This is a genomic window from Pseudomonas sp. AC136 (assembly GCF_979258585.1).
Genome location: NZ_OZ409865.1, coordinates 3,358,691 through 3,373,980 on the forward strand (window position 1 = coordinate 3,358,691; position 15,290 = coordinate 3,373,980).

Sequence of the window (15,290 nt, forward strand, 5' to 3'; positions counted from 1 at the left end):
GGCGTGACCACCAGCAGCGAAAAAAAACCACGGGGCAACCACCTGGAATTGGCCCGACGCATTCTTGAACACGTGCAGGAAAGCGGTCTGGTGGTCGGTCAGGCGCTTTCTGAGCAAGCCTTGGCGCGCACGTTTCAGGTGTCGCGCACGCTGGTTCGCGCCGCGCTGAAGCTGCTGCAGGAAGAGCAATTGCTCAGCCACGAGGCCGGCAAGGGCTACAGCTTGCTGGCGCTGCCCGACCCGGCCATGAGCGCCGCGCTGCCGCAAGCGGAAGAGGAAGCCCTGGCGACGTCCGTGCTGCGCGATCGCATGGCAGGGCGTCTGGGCAGCAGCATCAGCGTCAGCGACTTGATGCGCCGCTACAGCATTGGCCGTCCGGCCGCGCAAAAGGTCATCACCCAGCTCAGTGAAACTCAGGTGGTCGAGCGCGGACCGGGCCAATCATGGTTATTCCGGCCGCTGTTGAACAACCTCGCCGCGCTGGAAGACAGCCTCCATTACCGCCTGTTGATGGAGCCGCAAGCCTTGCTCAGTCCGGGCTTCGAGGCGGACTTGGCGCGCCTGGCGCTGCTGCGCGAAGGCATGGAAGCGTTGCTGAACCAGGGCATCAGCAGTTTCGACACCCAGCAATTTCGCGAACTCGATATCAGCTTTCACGAGTGCATTGCGCAGAGCTGTGGCAATCAGTTTCTGCGCGATGCGCTGCTGCATCACCAGGCGCTGCGCCGTTTGCCGAACCTGTTGCCGATGGTCAGCGTGCACCGGCTGCAAGAAGCCTTGCGCGAACATTTGCGCATCATCGAGCACATCGAACGGGGTCAGCTGGAGATTGCCGCTGACCTGATGCGCCTGCATTTGCGCCTGTCTTCGGCCCAGCGCCCGCAAACGGCCAACCGTGGCGTGCCGCAAATCGGTCCCTTACGCCGGTAAGCAAATTCCTACATGACCGGTTTTTTTGTGCTAAAAAATACCGAGCCTTACCCAGGCGCTTTGAAATCCACCCTCATTCCCGCGTAGGCGGCGGTCCGACGCTTCGGAATCCAGAATTCTGGATGGATCACCGCTAACCCGGCGATCTTGCATCGGTGGATTCAAGCAAATGTTTATATCCCTGCCGGATTCGTGTGAATGCCCAAACACCCCGTGATCGCCTTTTTCCCTGAAGCCAGCTTTGGTGCCGCGCTCAATTGCATTGGCATCGCGCAGGTGCTCAAGGGGCTTGGCGCCAAGCCGGTGTTTATTTGCCACGGCCATTTCCAGGGCATTTTCGCCGAGTACGGATTTCCGGAATTCCCGATTCCTGCGCAAACCAAGTTGTCGGCGGCGGAACACCAGCACTACTGGGAAACCTTCATCGAGAAGAACATTCCCTACTTCGACCAGACCCCGCTCGAGCAGATCGACAGCTACGTCGCACCGGCTTGGGAAGCGATCATCGACACCGCCATCGACGCCGAAAAACCGCTGCAGCAACTGCTCGCCCGCTTGCGCCCCGACGTGATCGTGCTCGACAACGTGGTCACCTTTCCGGCCATCAGCAACGCCGGCTGCCCCTGGGTGCGCATGGTGTCGTGTGCCGAAACCGAGTTGCCCGACGCCGCCGTGCCGCCGTATTTGTCGGGCTGCGCGGCGGATGACAAGGCGGGGCGCGAGGCCTTTGTCAGCCGTTACCACAAGGCGGTGGCGCCGGCCCATGCGCGTTTTGCGCGCTTTCTCGACAGCTGCCAGCACCCGCCAAACCTTCCGGGCCAATTTCTCGAAGATTCGCCGTATTTGAACCTGCTGCTGTCGCCCACACCGGTTCGTTACAAACGTGAACAGCCGTTGACCCCGGAGCGCTATGTGTACCTGGACGGCTGCGTGCGCTCCGAGGCGCCATACGTGGTGCCCGAGTTTCCGGCGCATAACGAGGCGCCGCTGATCTACGTGAGTTTCGGCAGCCTGGGCGCCGCCGATGTGCAGATGATGAAGCGGCTGATCGCGACCGTCGCCGACCTGCCGTACCGCTTTCTGATCAACGTCGGCGCGTACCGCGAGATGTACGACAGCGTGCCTGACAACGTCTATCTCGACAGCTGGTTCCCGCAGCCAGCCGTGCTGCGCGAATGCAGGCTGTTCGTGCATCACGGCGGCAACAACAGCTTCTGCGAGGCGCTGTATTTCGGCCTGCCGTCGGTGGTGATTCCGTACTGCTGGGACGGCCACGACAACGCCCGTCGTGCCGAAGAAGTGGGTGTAGGCGCTTACCTTCCGCGCTTTGCCGAACCGCTGGCGGCGCTGCCAAACGCGCTGCGCCAATTACTGGCAGACGAGGCGCTGGCTGCTCGCTTGCAGGGCATCAGTGCCACTATGCAGGCCAATCCGGGCAGTATTGTGGCGGCAAAGGCCATCCTCACGTTGACGACATAACCTGCTGTTTTTTCTGGAAAACCCAGCTTTCTACGCCATTTGGCGCACTATTTGCCGTCTTGAATGTCAATTTCTTCATGGACGAAATTGCCATCATTGAGCCATTATCGCCACCTTTCTCGGTTAGCTGATTTCGGCGTAGTACGAGCGCGTAGAGAAACCCGCAATGCCCTCAATTCCTCTGTTGGTCTGCGACGACTCAAGCATGGTGCGAAAGCAGCTGCTGCGCGCGCTGCCGCCTGAATGGGCGGTGTCCGTCACGGAGGTGGACAACGGCCTGGCGGGGCTGGAGGCGATTCGCAACGGCTTGGGCCGCGTGGTGCTGCTGGACCTGACCATGCCGGTCATGGACGGCTATCAGGTACTCAACGCCGTGCGTGAAGAGGGTCTGGACGCGCAGATCATCGTTATTTCTGCTGACGTGCAAGAAGAAGCCCGCCGCCGCGTGCTGGAGCTGGGCGCACTGGCCTTTTTGCGCAAACCCTTCGACCCCACCGAATTTCGCGCCACCCTCAATGCCCATGGCCTGCTCGCCGTGCCGCCGCACGACATCGCCGCCAGCGCGCCGACCAGCGATGCCCCGACCAGTTTTCGCGACGCCCTGCAAGAAACCGTCAACGTCGCCATTGGCCGTGCTGGTGCGTTGCTGGCGCGGGTGCTGGATGTGTTCGTGCAACTGCCGGTGCCCAACGTCAACCTGCTGGAAGTGGGCGAGCTGCACATGGCACTGGCCGATGTGCAGCGCGGCGACGAGCGCCTGACCGCCATCTGCCAGGGCTACATCGGCAGCGGTATCGCCGGTGAAGCGCTGCTGATTTTCCACGACTCCGAAATCGCCGACATGGCGACTCTGCTGCACCGCGACGGCAACGACGGCGGCGATCTGGAAATGCTCCTGGACCTCTCCACCCTGTTAATCGGCGCATGCCTGGCGGGGATTGCCGAGCAGATCGACGTGGTGTTTTCCCAGAGCCATCCGCAAATTCTGGGCGAGCACCTGGCCATCGATGAGTTGATTCACGTGAACAGCCGGCGCAACAAGAAAACCCTGGCCGTGGAAATCAGCTACAGCCTTGAAGGACACGACATCCACTTCGACTTGCTGATGCTGTTCAGCGAAGATTCCGTGCAGCTGTTGCACAAAAAACTCGCGTATTTGATGAATTAGGCCGCCCCATGAACGAGCCGATCGACCTCAACGAATTTCACTGGCTGCTCGCCATCGTGCAGAGCATCGACGTGGGCGTGGTGGTGTTCGATGCGGATTACCGCGTGCTGGTGTGGAACACGTTTATGGAAAACCGCTCGGGCATTCAGCCAGGCGTGGCCAACGGCAGCTCGTTCTTCGAATTGTTCCCGGAAGTGGACAGCAAATGGTTTCGCAAAAAAGTCGAAGGCGTCGCCGCCCTCGGCACCCCGGCGTTTACGGTGTGGGAGCAGCGGCCGTACTTGCTGCGCTTCCAGAATTACCAGCCGATCACCGGCCGTGAAGACTTCATGTACCAGAACACCACGCTGTTCCCGCTGCGTTCGGCGAACAGCAAAATCGGCCATATTTGCCTGGTGATCTACGACGTTACCGACGTGGCAAACAACCGCCGCCAGCTGTTATCGGCTAACGCCGAACTGCAAAAGCTCTCCAGCACCGACCGCCTCACTGGGTTGTACAACCGCGGTCACTGGGAAGAAAGCCTGCAAAAAGAGCACGCCCGCCATCGCCGTTACGACAGCACAGCGACGCTGATCATGCTCGACATCGACCACTTCAAACGCATCAATGACACCTACGGTCATCAGGCCGGCGACAAAGCCATTCAGCGCGTCGCCGACGTTATTCGCGACATGAGCCGCGACATGGACGTGGCAGGCCGCTACGGCGGCGAGGAGTTTGTGATTCTGCTGCCGGACACCAGCAAGGAAGGCGGCCGCGTATTTGCCGAACGCCTGCGCCACAACGTCGCCGCGCTGAAAATTGAACATGCTGGGGAAATTCTGCGCCTGACCATCAGCCTGGGTGTGGCCGATTTGTCCGTCACCTGCGACCACCATGAAGAATGGATTCGCTGGGCGGACGAAGCGCTGTATGCGTCGAAGGAAGACGGGCGCAACCGCGTGACGGTGTACGAGTAAGCGATCTCGCAATGCCCCTCGGCCGCGCTCACATGCGCATGGCGGGGGACAGACTCTCAATATGCCGATACTGCGCGCCCAGTTGCTCCGCCAATACCTGCGCGCGCCCTAACCTGATCGGCGCGCTTTCGATGTCCACCACTAACGCCGGGCACGCCATCGGCGGCAATGCCGGCCACTCGCGTAAGCGCCCGTCGGTAATCACCAGCACCTTTTGCTGTTCGGCAGGCTTGCTGCGCTGGCGCTGGGTCAGCCAGTCGCCGGTTTGTACCAGCCCTTCAATCAACGGCGTGCCGCCGCCGGCGCCCAAGTCGGACACCCAGGCCAGCATCGCCGCCGAGCGTTTCTGCCCTTGAAACGGCCACTGCGCTTGCAGTCCAGTTGCGTGCAATACGGCGATGCGCACGCGCTGTTGATACGCCTGTTCGAGCACCGTGCCGAGCAAGCCTTTGGCCTGTGTCAGCGCGCCATGGCGGCGGGTAGAGGCGGAGGCGTCCACCACCAATACCCACAACTCGCTCGGCCGCTGGCTGCGCGGCTTTCGCACTAATTCGCGGGCCCGTGTGGGACGACCACGCAGCAAGGTGCTTAGCCAGTCGATGGCGCCGGTCTCACCGGTTTGCTTGGCGCCGTGACGGCCGCCTTGCAGGGCGCCGGGTCTGGGTCTGGCATCCGCGCCAGTGACCTGTCGCGGGCGGATGCTTAGGGCTTTTTTGGCCAGCGCGGCAACTCGCGCGCCGCCCCCGTGGGCACCGCCTGGGCCGGCATTTCGCCCCACTGGCCTTCGCCAGCCGAAGCCTGCGCTGAACTTGTCTGCGGCGTCGGCGGCGCGTGCGGCGGTTGCGCTGCCGGTGGCGGGGTGTGACGACGGCGGTGGGCGAGGGCGAAGGGTTCGACGGCGTCGATGTCTTCAGCGCTGATCGAGTCGGCGCCGCGCCAGGCGGCGTGGGCACGGGCGGCGCGCAACCAGACCAGGTCGGCGCGTAAGCCATCGACTCCAGCGGCATAGCAGCGCTCGGCGATTTCGTTGACGCTGACATCGTCCAGCTCGATGTTCGTAAGGGCGCCGCGCGCTGCCAGACAACGCTCGCGCAACGCCTGCTGCGGCGCCTGCCACTGCTGCAGAAAGGCGGCCGGGTCGGCATCAAACGCCAGGCGCCGACGCACGATTTCGGCGCGCGCTTGCGGCTGCGGCTGGGCATCGAGAACGACTTTGAGGCCAAAGCGATCCAGCAGCTGCGGGCGCAGTTGGCCTTCTTCCGGGTTCATGGTGCCGATCAGCACAAAACGCGCCGCGTGCTGGTGCGAGATGCCGTCGCGCTCCACATGGTTGACGCCGCTGGCGGCCACGTCCAACAGCAGGTCCACGAGGTGATCCGGCAGTAGGTTCACTTCATCCACGTACAGCACGCCGCCGTCGGCCTTGGCCAACAAGCCGGGGGAGAATTGCGCGCGGCTTTCGGCGAGCGCTGCATCCAGGTCAAGCGTGCCGACAATGCGCTCCTCGCTCGCGCCCAACGGCAGTGTCACGAAATGCCCACCCGGCAACAGCTGCGCCACGCCGCGCGCCAAGGTGGACTTGGCCATGCCGCGCGGGCCTTCGATTAATACGCCCCCAATCGCGGGGTCGATGGCCGCCAGACACAGCGCCAGTTTTAGCGAGTCAGCGGCGACGACAGCGGCAAGGGGAAATTGCGGGGTCATGGTGGGGCTCGGCTGGTGGAGATAGCGCCAAGTGTAACGGCTCGCGGGCACTCGAAGCGTATTTGCCGGAAGCGCTAAAGCGTGGGCCCCTGATAGCGGCGACGCGCAGCTTTGGGTCGCTGCGCAGTCTCGGTGCAACCGGTACGCAAGGCGGAAAAAACGCCACATGCGTGGCGCTTTTCAGGTGCGGTGCTGCCGTGATTAATTGCTTAGTCACAGCGCCCGGGAAAGCTTACCAACTGAAACCGGCGCCGATGCCTGTGGTGACTTGCCCTTGAGAAATGCCGACCGATGCTTTAACCGCAACATTGCTATTTATCCGCGCCTGCGCGCCCACCGCAACCGACTGCGCGCCTTTGAAGTTGCCAACGCCTACACCCACGCCAAAATTAGCACCGGCCTGAAGTTCCGGCACACTGGTCATTGCCGCGATGGCGGCTATACCGGCGTAGGCGTCATCAATCTCGCCACTGAGTTTATGCGTTGCGCGGTTAAGTTGGTTCAAGTTAACCGCGTCAGTTCCCTCGACGGCCTCGCCAACATCCTGCAGTCTATTGCCGTTTAAACGAATCATCGAATTACCCGACGTCGAACCGAGAACGACATTAGAGCCGTTTGCCCCGCCTACTGACACTGCTTGTTGGGTCACTGAAAGACTGTTATCACCCGATTGCAATACAACGTTTCCGGCCGACTTCGAAGCATTGCCTATCGAAGTTTGTGCAGTGCCGGTCGTATTAATGCTGGTGTTGCCCGTTTGATTAAGTGCGCCGTTATTAACCACGCCGGCTGCAGTTGTTGTTCCACCGACGGTCAAGTTGTTATCAATGGTGGTATTTCCGTGAGTCGTCACGTCACCATTGTTGGTAATGGTGGTAGTGGTAATACCGCCGGCCACATTCAGTGAGCCGGTAATAACGCCGTTGCCCGTTGCATTGATGGTATCGGTCTGGATGTTGCCGGTGTTGGTAACGCCGTTGGTGGTCGTTGCGCCTGTCACCCCAAGTGCGCCGCCAACCGTGGTGTCGCCAGTGGAGGTGACAGTGGTGGTTTGAATGGCGCCGGTGTTGGTGATGCCGTTTGTGGTCGTTGCGCCTGTAACGCCAAGTGCGCCGCCAACCGTGGTGTCGCCAGTGGAGGTGACGGTGGTGGTTTGAATGGCGCCGGTGTTGGTGATGCCGTTTGTGGTCGTTGCGCCTGTAACGCCAAGTGCGCCGCCAACCGTGGTGTCGCCAGTGGAGGTGACGGTGGTGGTTTGAATGGCGCCGGTGTTGGTGATGCCGTTTGTGGTCGTTGCGCCTGTAACGCCAAGTGCGCCGCCAACCGTGGTGTCGCCAGTGGAGGTGACGGTGGTGGTTTGAATGGCGCCGGTATTGGTGATGCCGTTTGTGGTCGTTGCGCCTGTAACCCCGAGTGCGCCGCCAACCGTGGTGTCGCCAGTGGAGGTGACGGTGGTGGTCTGAATGGCGCCGGTGTTGGTGATGCCGTTGGTGGTCGTTGCGCCTGTCACGCCAAGTGCGCCGCCAACCGTGGCGTCGCCGGTGGACGTGACGGTGGTGGTTTGAATGGCGCCGGTGTTGGTAATGCCGGTAGTGGTCGTTGCGCCGGTGACGCCGAGCGCACCGCCAACTGTGGTGTCGCCAGTGGAGGTGACGGTAGTGGTTTGAATGGCGCCGGTGTTGGTAATGCCGGTAGTGGTCGTTGCGCCGGTGACGCCGAGTGCGCCGCCAACCGTGGCGTCACCAGTGGAGGTGACGGTAGTGGTTTGAATGGCGCCGGTGTTGGTAATGCCGGTAGTGGTCGTTGCGCCGGTCACCCCGAGCGCGCCGCCAACGTTGGCGTTGCCAGTAGAGGTAACAGTGCCGGTTTGGATGTCGCCGGTGTTGCTAATGCCGTGAGTGGTCGTTCCACTAATTACTTCGAACGTGCCGCCGACAACCGTAATGCTGGCGGGATCACCAATAGTAATGAATGACGCCATGATCGAATCGGCCAGGACGCCGACAGCATCGACGGCAGGCGCAGCATAAGTGTTGCCGGATAACGCCAGGGTGATGGCAATCGTAATCTTGCATAAGCGAAAATTTGACATGATTAAAAGTTCCAAGCGGTCGGTTAAGTTTGCTCGGATATTGTTTGGATATTTCCACAATATTGCTGCGGGCGCTTTTCTACCTTGACGATGCAAAGTGCTGTTGTTTATTAAGATTGTCGTCCGTAATACGTAGGATTGTTCCCGGCAGGAAAAGGGCTTACGCCGTTTAATTGAAGATACTTCGTATAAGGCAAACAGGTCTGCGGTTAAGTGAGCGCGTTATATCAGCGGCACACCGTTGGCATGTATGTAGGAAGTTTAAAGTTTAAGCGTATGAGATCTATACATTGAGCAAGCGTTTCGGATACGAAACACCAGCGAACTAACCCGCCGCCATTAGTTACGCTTCTTCACTGTCGATTAATAAATTTTCCAACGCTGCCCGGTACTCGCCGGGCTCCTGCCAAAGCCCACGTTGCTGGGCTTCGAGCAAGCGTTCGGTGATGTCGCGCAGCGCTCCGGGGTTGTGCTGCTGAATAAAGTCTCGGGTATCAGGGTCGAGCAGATAGGCGTCGGTGAGCAATTGGTATTGGTGGTCGTCGATCAACTCGCTGGTGGCGTCGAAGGCGCACAAGTAGTCCACCGTGGCGGCCAGTTCGAAGGCGCCTTTGTAGCCGTGGCGTTTCATGCCGGCGATCCATTTCGGATTGGCCGCCCGGGCGCGCACCACGCGGTTGAGTTCTTCTTTAAGCGTGCGAATTCGCGGGTTGTCGGCCTGGCTGTGATCGCCGTGGTAGCTCGCGACCGAACTGCCGCGCAAGGTTTCCACCGCCGCCAACATGCCGCCCTGGAATTGGTAGTAGTCGTTGGAGTCGAGGATGTCGTGCTCGCGGTTGTCCTGGTTGTGCAGTACCGCCTGCACGCGCTCCAGGCGCTGGATAAATTGTTCCCGCGCCGGCGTGCCCGCATCCCCCGCGCCATAGGCATAGCTGCCCCAGTTCAGGTAGACCTCGGCCAGGTCGGCGCGGGTTTGCCATAGACGCTCTTCGATAGCGTTCTGAATGCCGGCGCCGTACGCCCCCGGCTTGCTGCCAAACACCCGCCAGCCCGCTTCGCGCCGCGCCTGCTCGGGCGGCACACCTCGCTCTTGCAGATGCTGACGCTCTTCACGAACGCGGGCGGCGAGGGGGTTCATGTCGTCCGGTTCTTCCAGCTCGGCGACCGCTTGCACTGCGGCGTCGAACAGGCGGATCAGGTTGCTGAACGCGTCGCGAAAGAAGCCGGACACCCGCAAGGTCACGTCCACGCGCGGCCTGTCGAGTAACGACAACGGCAGGATTTCAAAGTCTTCCACACGCTGGCTGCCCGACTGCCACACCGGTCGCACACCCATCAGCGCCATGGCCTGCGCCATGTCGTCACCGCCGGTGCGCATGGTGGCCGTGCCCCATACCGACAGGCCCAGTTGGCGCAGGTGGTCACCGTGGTCTTGCAGGTGGCGTTCGAGCAACAAGTTTGCGGACTGGAAGCCGATGCGCCAGGCGGTCGGGGTTGGCAGGTTGCGTACGTCTACCGAATAGAAATTGCGCCCGGTGGGCAACACGTCGAGGCGCCCGCGACTAGGCGCACCGCTCGGGCCGGCGGGCACGAAGGCGCCGCGCAGCGCCGCGAGCAAGCCGTGCATTTCCGCCGGCCCGCAGGCGTCCAGCGTCGGTGCCACGTGCTCGCGCAACGCCGCCAACACGGCGCGGGTGTGTTCGCCGCATTCCGGCTGGTCGCCATTCAAGCTGGCGGCAATCAATTGCACGGCGAACAGCTCGAGCCGTTCACGGGTGTCGCCTTCCGTGCGCCAGGTATCGGTGCTAACCGCGTGCAGCGCAGCCGGACGCGGCCCGCTCCACGGCGCGGCCATCTCGCAATTCAGCGGGTTGAAACCCAGCTCGAAATCTTTTGCCAGCGCCTGCAACAGGCTGGCGTTGCGGCCTTTGCCGTCGCCTCGGGGAATGCGCAGCAGGGCCAGCAACGTGTCCAGACGCAAGCGCCCAGCCGGCGATTCGCCGAACACATGCAGGCCGTCGCGAATCTGCGATTCCTTTAAATCGCACAGGTACGCGTCCAACTGGGGCAGCCAGGAATTGGGGTCGTCGTTGATCTGTAGTTGCAACTCGCGGTCGAGCTGGGTCGCGCGCACCAGGGCGAGAATTTCGCCGCGCAGCTCGGTCGCGCGCCGCTCGTCGAGCAGCGAAGCGTCGTAGTACTCGTCGGCCAGGCGCTCAATGTCGCGCAGCGGACCATAGCTTTCGGCGCGGGTGAGTGGCGGCATCAGGTGGTCGATGATCACGGCCTGGGTGCGGCGCTTGGCCTGCGCGCCTTCGCCGGGGTCGTTGACGATAAACGGGTACACGTTCGGCGTTGGGCCAAGAATTGCGTCCGGCCAGCACTGCTGCGACAAGCCCACGCTTTTGCCCGGCAGCCATTCCAGATTGCCGTGCTTGCCCACATGCACCACGGCATTCATGGCGAAGGTGTCGCGCAGCCAGAAGTAAAACGCCAGGTAACCGTGGGGCGGCACCAGATCGGGGTCGTGGTACACGGCGCTGGCGTCGAGCTGGTAGCCGCGCGCCGGTTGGATGCCAACAAAGGTCAGGCCGTAGCGCAGACCGGCGATCATCATGCGGCCGCCTCGGAACATGGGGTCTTGCTCCGGCTCGCCCCAGCGCTCGCGCACGGCTTGTTGGTTAGCCAGTGGCAGGCGCGCAAACAGGCGGTGGTAGTCGGCCAGCGCCAGACTTTGCGCGCAAGGTCGCAGGTCCAAGCCGTCAAGATCGTTAGTCACGCCTCCGAGCAATTGATGAATCAACGCGGTGCCAGTTTCCGGCAAACCGTCCACCGGATAGCCCTCGTCCTTCAGGGCGCGAAGAATATTCAGCGCCGCAGCGGGCGTGTCGAGGCCCACGCCGTTGCCGATGCGGCCATCGCGGGTGGGGTAATTGGCGAGCACCAGGGCGATGCGTTTGTCGGCGTTCGAAACGCGCGCCAGGGCCACCCAGCGGCGCGCCAGCTCGGCGACAAAGTCCATGCGCTCCAGATCGGCTTCGTAACACACCACATCGCTCTGGCTGCGCTCGCTGCGCCAGGCCAGGCCCTTGAAACTGATGGGGCGGGTAATCACCCTGCCGTCGAGTTCCGGCAAGGCGATGTGCATGGCCAGGTCGCGCGAGCCCAGGCCCTGCGGGTTGGCTTGCCATAGCGGCTGGTTGTCCAGGGCGCAGATGGCTTGCAGCACGGGCACATTGCGGCGGAACGGGCGCAAGTTGGGCTGCTCGGGGTTGGATTGGGCAAAGCCGGTGGTGTTGATGATCAGGCTGGCATTGCTTTCGTCGAGCAGGTCTTCGACCACGGCCAGGCACGCGGCTTCTTTCAAACTGGCGACGGCGATGGGCAGCGGGTTCAGCCCTTGCGCGCTCAAGCGCTCGCAGAAGCTGTGGATAAAGGCGGTGTTCGCCGACTGCACGTGAGTGCGATAAAACAGCAGGCCGACCACCGGCTGACCGGCTGTCCAGGTCGCTTGCCAATCTGTCAGTCCGGCATTGGCCTCGCTGGGGTGGTACACGCCCACACGCGGCAACGGCTGCGGCTCGGCCCAGGGGTAATCGCCGTTGAGCCAAGTGGCGGCCAGGTAATGAAACAGCTGACGGGCGTTGTCGACGCCGCCCTGGCGCAGGTACTGCCACAGGCGTTCGGCCTGCTCCGGCGCGACGGTGCCGAGGGCGGTTAGCTCCGGGTCCGGGCTGTCATCGCCTGGCACCAGAATCAACTGTGCGCCGCGTTGCGCCAGTTCCACCAGCCGCTCAATGCCGTAGCGCCAATAACTCAGCCCGCCGTGCACCGATACCAGAATCACCTTGGCGTGTTGCAGCACTTCCTCGACGTAGAGGTCCACCGAGGCGTGATTTTGCAACTGCGCGGGGCTGGCCAGGCGCAGGCTTGGGTAATCGTCCGGCAGGGTTTGGGCAGCGGCGGCGAGCAGCGAAAGGTGCGAGTCACCGGTGCACAGAATCACCACATCCGCAGGGGTTTGCGCCAGATGGGCGATGCCATCAGCGGGGACGAAACCACCGGGTTGGGTGCGCAGTAAGTGCATAACAAACTCAGATGCTGTGCTTCCCTCTCCCGCTTGCGGGAGAGGGACCGAGGGTGAGGGCCGGGGCTAACGCAAAACCGCTGCCCTCACCCCAACCCTCTCCCGCGAGCGGGAGAGGGAGCAAAGGCAATTGCCGCGTGCTCACACCAATGCCTGGCGCAATTCGTTACTAATCACCGCCTCATCCAACTCCTGGCCAATGATCACCAAATGACTGCTGCGCGTTTCATCGCTGCGCCACGCGCGGTCGAAGTGTTTGTCGAAACGCTTGCCCACGCCCTGAATCAGCAGGCGCATCGGTTTGCCGGGAATGGCGGCGAAGCCTTTGATGCGCAGCACGCCGTGACGCTCCACCAGGCCGTTGAGCGCAGCCAGCAACTGCGCTTCTTCGACTTCCGGCAGTTCCACGGAGAAGGAGTCGAACTCGTCGTGGTCATGCTCTTCGTGGTCTTCAAGATCGTGGTGGGTTTTGCGGCTGTCGATGTGCAGCTCGGTTTCCGAATTCAGGCCCAGCAGCACCGACAACGGCAACACACCGCTGCGCGCTTCGATCACCTTCACCGCTGGCGGCAGTTCCTCGGCCACTTCTGCACGCACGGCCGCCAGCGCTTCAGGGCTGAGCAGGTCGGCTTTGTTGAGAATCACCAGGTCGGCGCTGGCCAGTTGGTCGGCGAACAGCTCGTGCAGCGGCGATTCGTGGTCCAGGTTCGGGTCTTCGCGGCGCTGTGCGTCGACCTGGTCCGGAAACGCGGCAAACGTGCCGGCGGCCACGGCAGGACTGTCGACCACAGTGATCACCGCATCGACGGTGCAGGCATTGCGAATTTCCGGCCAGTTGAAGGCCTGCACCAATGGCTTGGGCAGGGCCAGGCCCGAGGTTTCGATAAGAATTTGGTCAAGGTCGCCGCGACGCGCCACCAGCTCGCGCATCACCGGGAAGAATTCCTCCTGCACCGTGCAGCACAGGCAACCGTTGGCCAGCTCGTAAACGCGGCCGTTGGCTTCTTCTTCGGTGCAGCCGATGGTGCATTGCTTGAGGATTTCACCGTCGATACCCAGCTCGCCAAATTCATTGACGATCACCGCAATGCGGCGGCCTTCGGCGTTGTCGAGCATATGGCGCAGCAGCGTGGTTTTGCCGGCGCCGAGGAAGCCGGTGACGATGGTGACGGGGAGTTTGGCCAAGCTTTTCATCGAATGCAGCCCTGTTGGATACGCGCGAAATCGGATCGGCGGGCGGCTGCGACGGCTACAGCGAGCAGAGCGCTCACCGCAGAATTCGCCACCGGATCACCCCGCCCGGTTGTCGTGAATAGGTTCGAGGCAGGTCTCCTGGCTCACGACATGGCCCTTGATGCGGGCCGCTTTCCTCGCCTTCCCGCGCGTGGCAGTGGCACTGGAAGAAAGCCGGTCGTTTACAGTTGCGGGGGCAGCCGCGGCCTGGCTGTTCAGCGCACCGCGTTCCCTCTTAGCTCTGGCGCAAATACGCCGAGACCTCGAAGCGAGCAAGGCTACGCAGTGGTGGGGGATGGGTCAAATTCGATGAGGTCCGATCATCCAGCTTCTGGACATGGAAGCCTGCACGGGCGAGGCACGTCAGCGTTGACCTTTGCCGATGAAAATGGTGTTCTAGCGCGCTGTTTCAGGTGTCTTGCGTCGTCGTGCGCAAGGTGAAACGGGAAGTCGGTGCGCGCTCTGGTCGGTTCTGGAGCAGTTAGTCCGACGCTGCCCCCGCAACGGTAGGCGTGTGTTGAAACCCTTCAGCCATGCGAGCCCGGAGACCGGCCTGAATTCATACCAGTAGGCAAAACCCGCGGTGGGCGGGCGCAAGCCGGAAGTCTGAATGCGCTCGCATTCGGCTCCTCGTGCGTTCCCTTCTGCTACGTTTTCATTTCCAGTTCAGAGGGAACGGTCATGTCCAGTAGCACCCTTACTCATTCTGCCGAGGCCAGCGCCTCGCTTTCTCAGCGTCTCGTGGTCGCCATCGGCGCCGGCCTGTTGGGCGCGTTGCTGGTGTATTTCGCCGGTTTCTCCCATGTCGAGGCGGTACACAACGCTGCTCACGACACCCGCCACAGTGCCGCGTTTCCGTGCCACTAATTTCTGTGCCACCAAGTGTGCGTGCGACTGAAGAGACCGCGAAATGATTAAGCGTATTGCGCAAACCGCCGGGTTTGCCGGGCTGCTGGGTGCCCTGTTTCTGACCCTGTTGCAAAGCTTCTGGGTGGCGCCGCTGATTCTTCAGGGCGAAACCTTTGAAAGCGCTGAGCCCGCCGCCGTGCAAGTGGCGCCGGCTGAGCACAGCCACGAACCGGGCGCCGCCGCCCATTCCCATGAACACAGCAGCGAAGCGTGGTCGCCGGAAGATGGCTGGCAACGCGTCGCGTCGACCACGGGCGCCAACCTGGTGGTTGCCGTTGGTTTCGCGCTGATGTTGGCGGGCTTGTTTACCTTGCGCGCGCCGGGTCGTACCCGAGACGGTCTGTTCTGGGGCCTGGCGGGTTTCGCCACCTTTTCGCTGGCACCTTCGCTCGGTCTGCCGCCTGAATTGCCTGGCACCGCCGCTGCTGATTTGCAGCTGCGTCAGTACTGGTGGATCGGCACCGCAACCGCGACCGCCGTGGGCCTGGCCTTTTTGGTATTCGCCCGCCACTGGGCGGTGAAAGTGATCGGCGCTGTGTTGCTGGTGGTGCCACATGTCATCGGCGCGCCGCAGCCTGAGGTGCATTCGAGCTTGGCGCCCGAGGCGCTGGAGCATCAGTTCATCTGGGCCTCGCTGATTACCAACGCGCTGTTCTGGTCGGCCCTGGGCTTGCTGAGCGCCTGGCTGTATCGCCGGTTTGCGGGCAAGAGCGCGGTGTAACCCCC

11 protein-coding genes and 2 riboswitches are annotated in these 15,290 nt (G+C 62.3%); of the genes, 6 read left to right on the forward strand and 5 right to left on the reverse strand.

The features are described from left to right. Positions 1 to 3: 3 nt before the first annotated feature. The 4 genes from ACZZZU_RS14870 to ACZZZU_RS14885 all read left to right on the forward strand — a co-directional run bounded on the left by ACZZZU_RS14870 (position 4) and on the right by ACZZZU_RS14885 (position 4,539). Positions 4 to 930 carry a GntR family transcriptional regulator gene (locus tag ACZZZU_RS14870; protein WP_122492307.1) on the forward strand — a complete coding sequence of 309 codons (927 nt, stop codon included), beginning with the start codon at positions 4 to 6 and terminating at the stop codon, positions 928 to 930. A 198-nt stretch (positions 931 to 1,128) separates the two neighbouring features. Continuing rightward, positions 1,129 to 2,409, forward strand: coding sequence for a nucleotide disphospho-sugar-binding domain-containing protein (locus tag ACZZZU_RS14875; RefSeq protein ID WP_463551046.1), 1,281 nt, complete (start codon positions 1,129 to 1,131; stop codon positions 2,407 to 2,409). 166 nt (positions 2,410 to 2,575) lie between these two features. Further along, the gene (locus tag ACZZZU_RS14880; RefSeq protein ID WP_463551047.1) at positions 2,576 to 3,577 is read left to right on the forward strand and encodes a response regulator; all 1,002 of its coding nucleotides are present in this window, start codon (positions 2,576 to 2,578) and stop codon (positions 3,575 to 3,577) included. An 8-nt stretch (positions 3,578 to 3,585) separates the two neighbouring features. Further along, positions 3,586 to 4,539, forward strand: coding sequence for a diguanylate cyclase (locus ACZZZU_RS14885; RefSeq protein WP_122492310.1), 954 nt, complete (start codon positions 3,586 to 3,588; stop codon positions 4,537 to 4,539). Positions 4,540 to 4,567: 28 nt separating this feature from the next. Here ACZZZU_RS14885 and ACZZZU_RS14890 read toward each other — a convergent pair whose 3' ends face one another. The 5 genes from ACZZZU_RS14890 to cobW form a co-directional block, all read right to left on the reverse strand. Further along, positions 4,568 to 5,260, reverse strand: coding sequence for a vWA domain-containing protein (locus tag ACZZZU_RS14890; protein WP_463552140.1), 693 nt, complete (start codon positions 5,258 to 5,260; stop codon positions 4,568 to 4,570). Then, a complete protein-coding gene (locus ACZZZU_RS14895; protein WP_463551048.1) occupies positions 5,242 to 6,243 on the reverse strand; it encodes an ATP-binding protein in 1,002 nt (333 codons plus the stop codon). The genes ACZZZU_RS14890 and ACZZZU_RS14895 overlap by 19 nt, the downstream gene beginning before the upstream one ends. 232 nt (positions 6,244 to 6,475) lie before the next feature. Then, positions 6,476 to 8,335, reverse strand: a complete 1,860-nt coding sequence (locus tag ACZZZU_RS14900) for a YadA-like family protein (protein ID WP_463551049.1) — start codon at positions 8,333 to 8,335, stop codon at positions 6,476 to 6,478. A gap of 343 nt (positions 8,336 to 8,678) precedes the next feature. Continuing rightward, positions 8,679 to 12,422: a cobaltochelatase subunit CobN gene (gene cobN, locus ACZZZU_RS14905; protein WP_463551050.1), complete on the reverse strand. Its 3,744-nt coding sequence runs from the start codon at positions 12,420 to 12,422 to the stop codon at positions 8,679 to 8,681. Positions 12,423 to 12,563: 141 nt separating this feature from the next. Next, positions 12,564 to 13,616, reverse strand: coding sequence for a cobalamin biosynthesis protein CobW (gene cobW / locus ACZZZU_RS14910; RefSeq protein WP_122492315.1), 1,053 nt, complete (start codon positions 13,614 to 13,616; stop codon positions 12,564 to 12,566). A gap of 111 nt (positions 13,617 to 13,727) precedes the next feature. Then, positions 13,728 to 13,936, reverse strand: a riboswitch (cobalamin riboswitch). 113 nt (positions 13,937 to 14,049) lie between these two features. Then, positions 14,050 to 14,226: riboswitch (cobalamin riboswitch) on the forward strand. 110 nt (positions 14,227 to 14,336) lie between these two features. Between cobW and ACZZZU_RS14915 the strand changes: the two genes are divergently transcribed. Both ACZZZU_RS14915 and ACZZZU_RS14920 read left to right on the forward strand, forming a co-directional pair. Beyond that, positions 14,337 to 14,522: a CbtB domain-containing protein gene (locus ACZZZU_RS14915; protein WP_122492316.1), complete on the forward strand. Its 186-nt coding sequence runs from the start codon at positions 14,337 to 14,339 to the stop codon at positions 14,520 to 14,522. A 43-nt stretch (positions 14,523 to 14,565) separates the two neighbouring features. Then, positions 14,566 to 15,285 carry a CbtA family protein gene (locus ACZZZU_RS14920; protein WP_463551051.1) on the forward strand — a complete coding sequence of 240 codons (720 nt, stop codon included), beginning with the start codon at positions 14,566 to 14,568 and terminating at the stop codon, positions 15,283 to 15,285. The last annotated feature ends 5 nt before the right edge of the window (positions 15,286 to 15,290 follow it).

Excerpts from the sequence above, each read along its gene's own strand:
- cobW (WP_122492315.1), bottom strand. The coding sequence starts at position 13,616 with ATGAAAAGCTTGGCCAAACTCCCCGTCACCATCGTCACCGGCTTCCTC.
- ACZZZU_RS14895 (WP_463551048.1), bottom strand. The coding sequence starts at position 6,243 with ATGACCCCGCAATTTCCCCTTGCCGCTGTCGTCGCCGCTGACTCGCTA.
- ACZZZU_RS14875 (WP_463551046.1), top strand. The coding sequence starts at position 1,129 with ATGCCCAAACACCCCGTGATCGCCTTTTTCCCTGAAGCCAGCTTTGGT.
- ACZZZU_RS14900 (WP_463551049.1), bottom strand. The coding sequence starts at position 8,335 with ATGTCAAATTTTCGCTTATGCAAGATTACGATTGCCATCACCCTGGCG.
- ACZZZU_RS14915 (WP_122492316.1), top strand. The coding sequence starts at position 14,337 with ATGTCCAGTAGCACCCTTACTCATTCTGCCGAGGCCAGCGCCTCGCTT.
- ACZZZU_RS14885 (WP_122492310.1), top strand. The coding sequence starts at position 3,586 with ATGAACGAGCCGATCGACCTCAACGAATTTCACTGGCTGCTCGCCATC.
- ACZZZU_RS14920 (WP_463551051.1), top strand. The coding sequence starts at position 14,566 with ATGATTAAGCGTATTGCGCAAACCGCCGGGTTTGCCGGGCTGCTGGGT.
- cobN (WP_463551050.1), bottom strand. The coding sequence starts at position 12,422 with ATGCACTTACTGCGCACCCAACCCGGTGGTTTCGTCCCCGCTGATGGC.
- ACZZZU_RS14880 (WP_463551047.1), top strand. The coding sequence starts at position 2,576 with ATGCCCTCAATTCCTCTGTTGGTCTGCGACGACTCAAGCATGGTGCGA.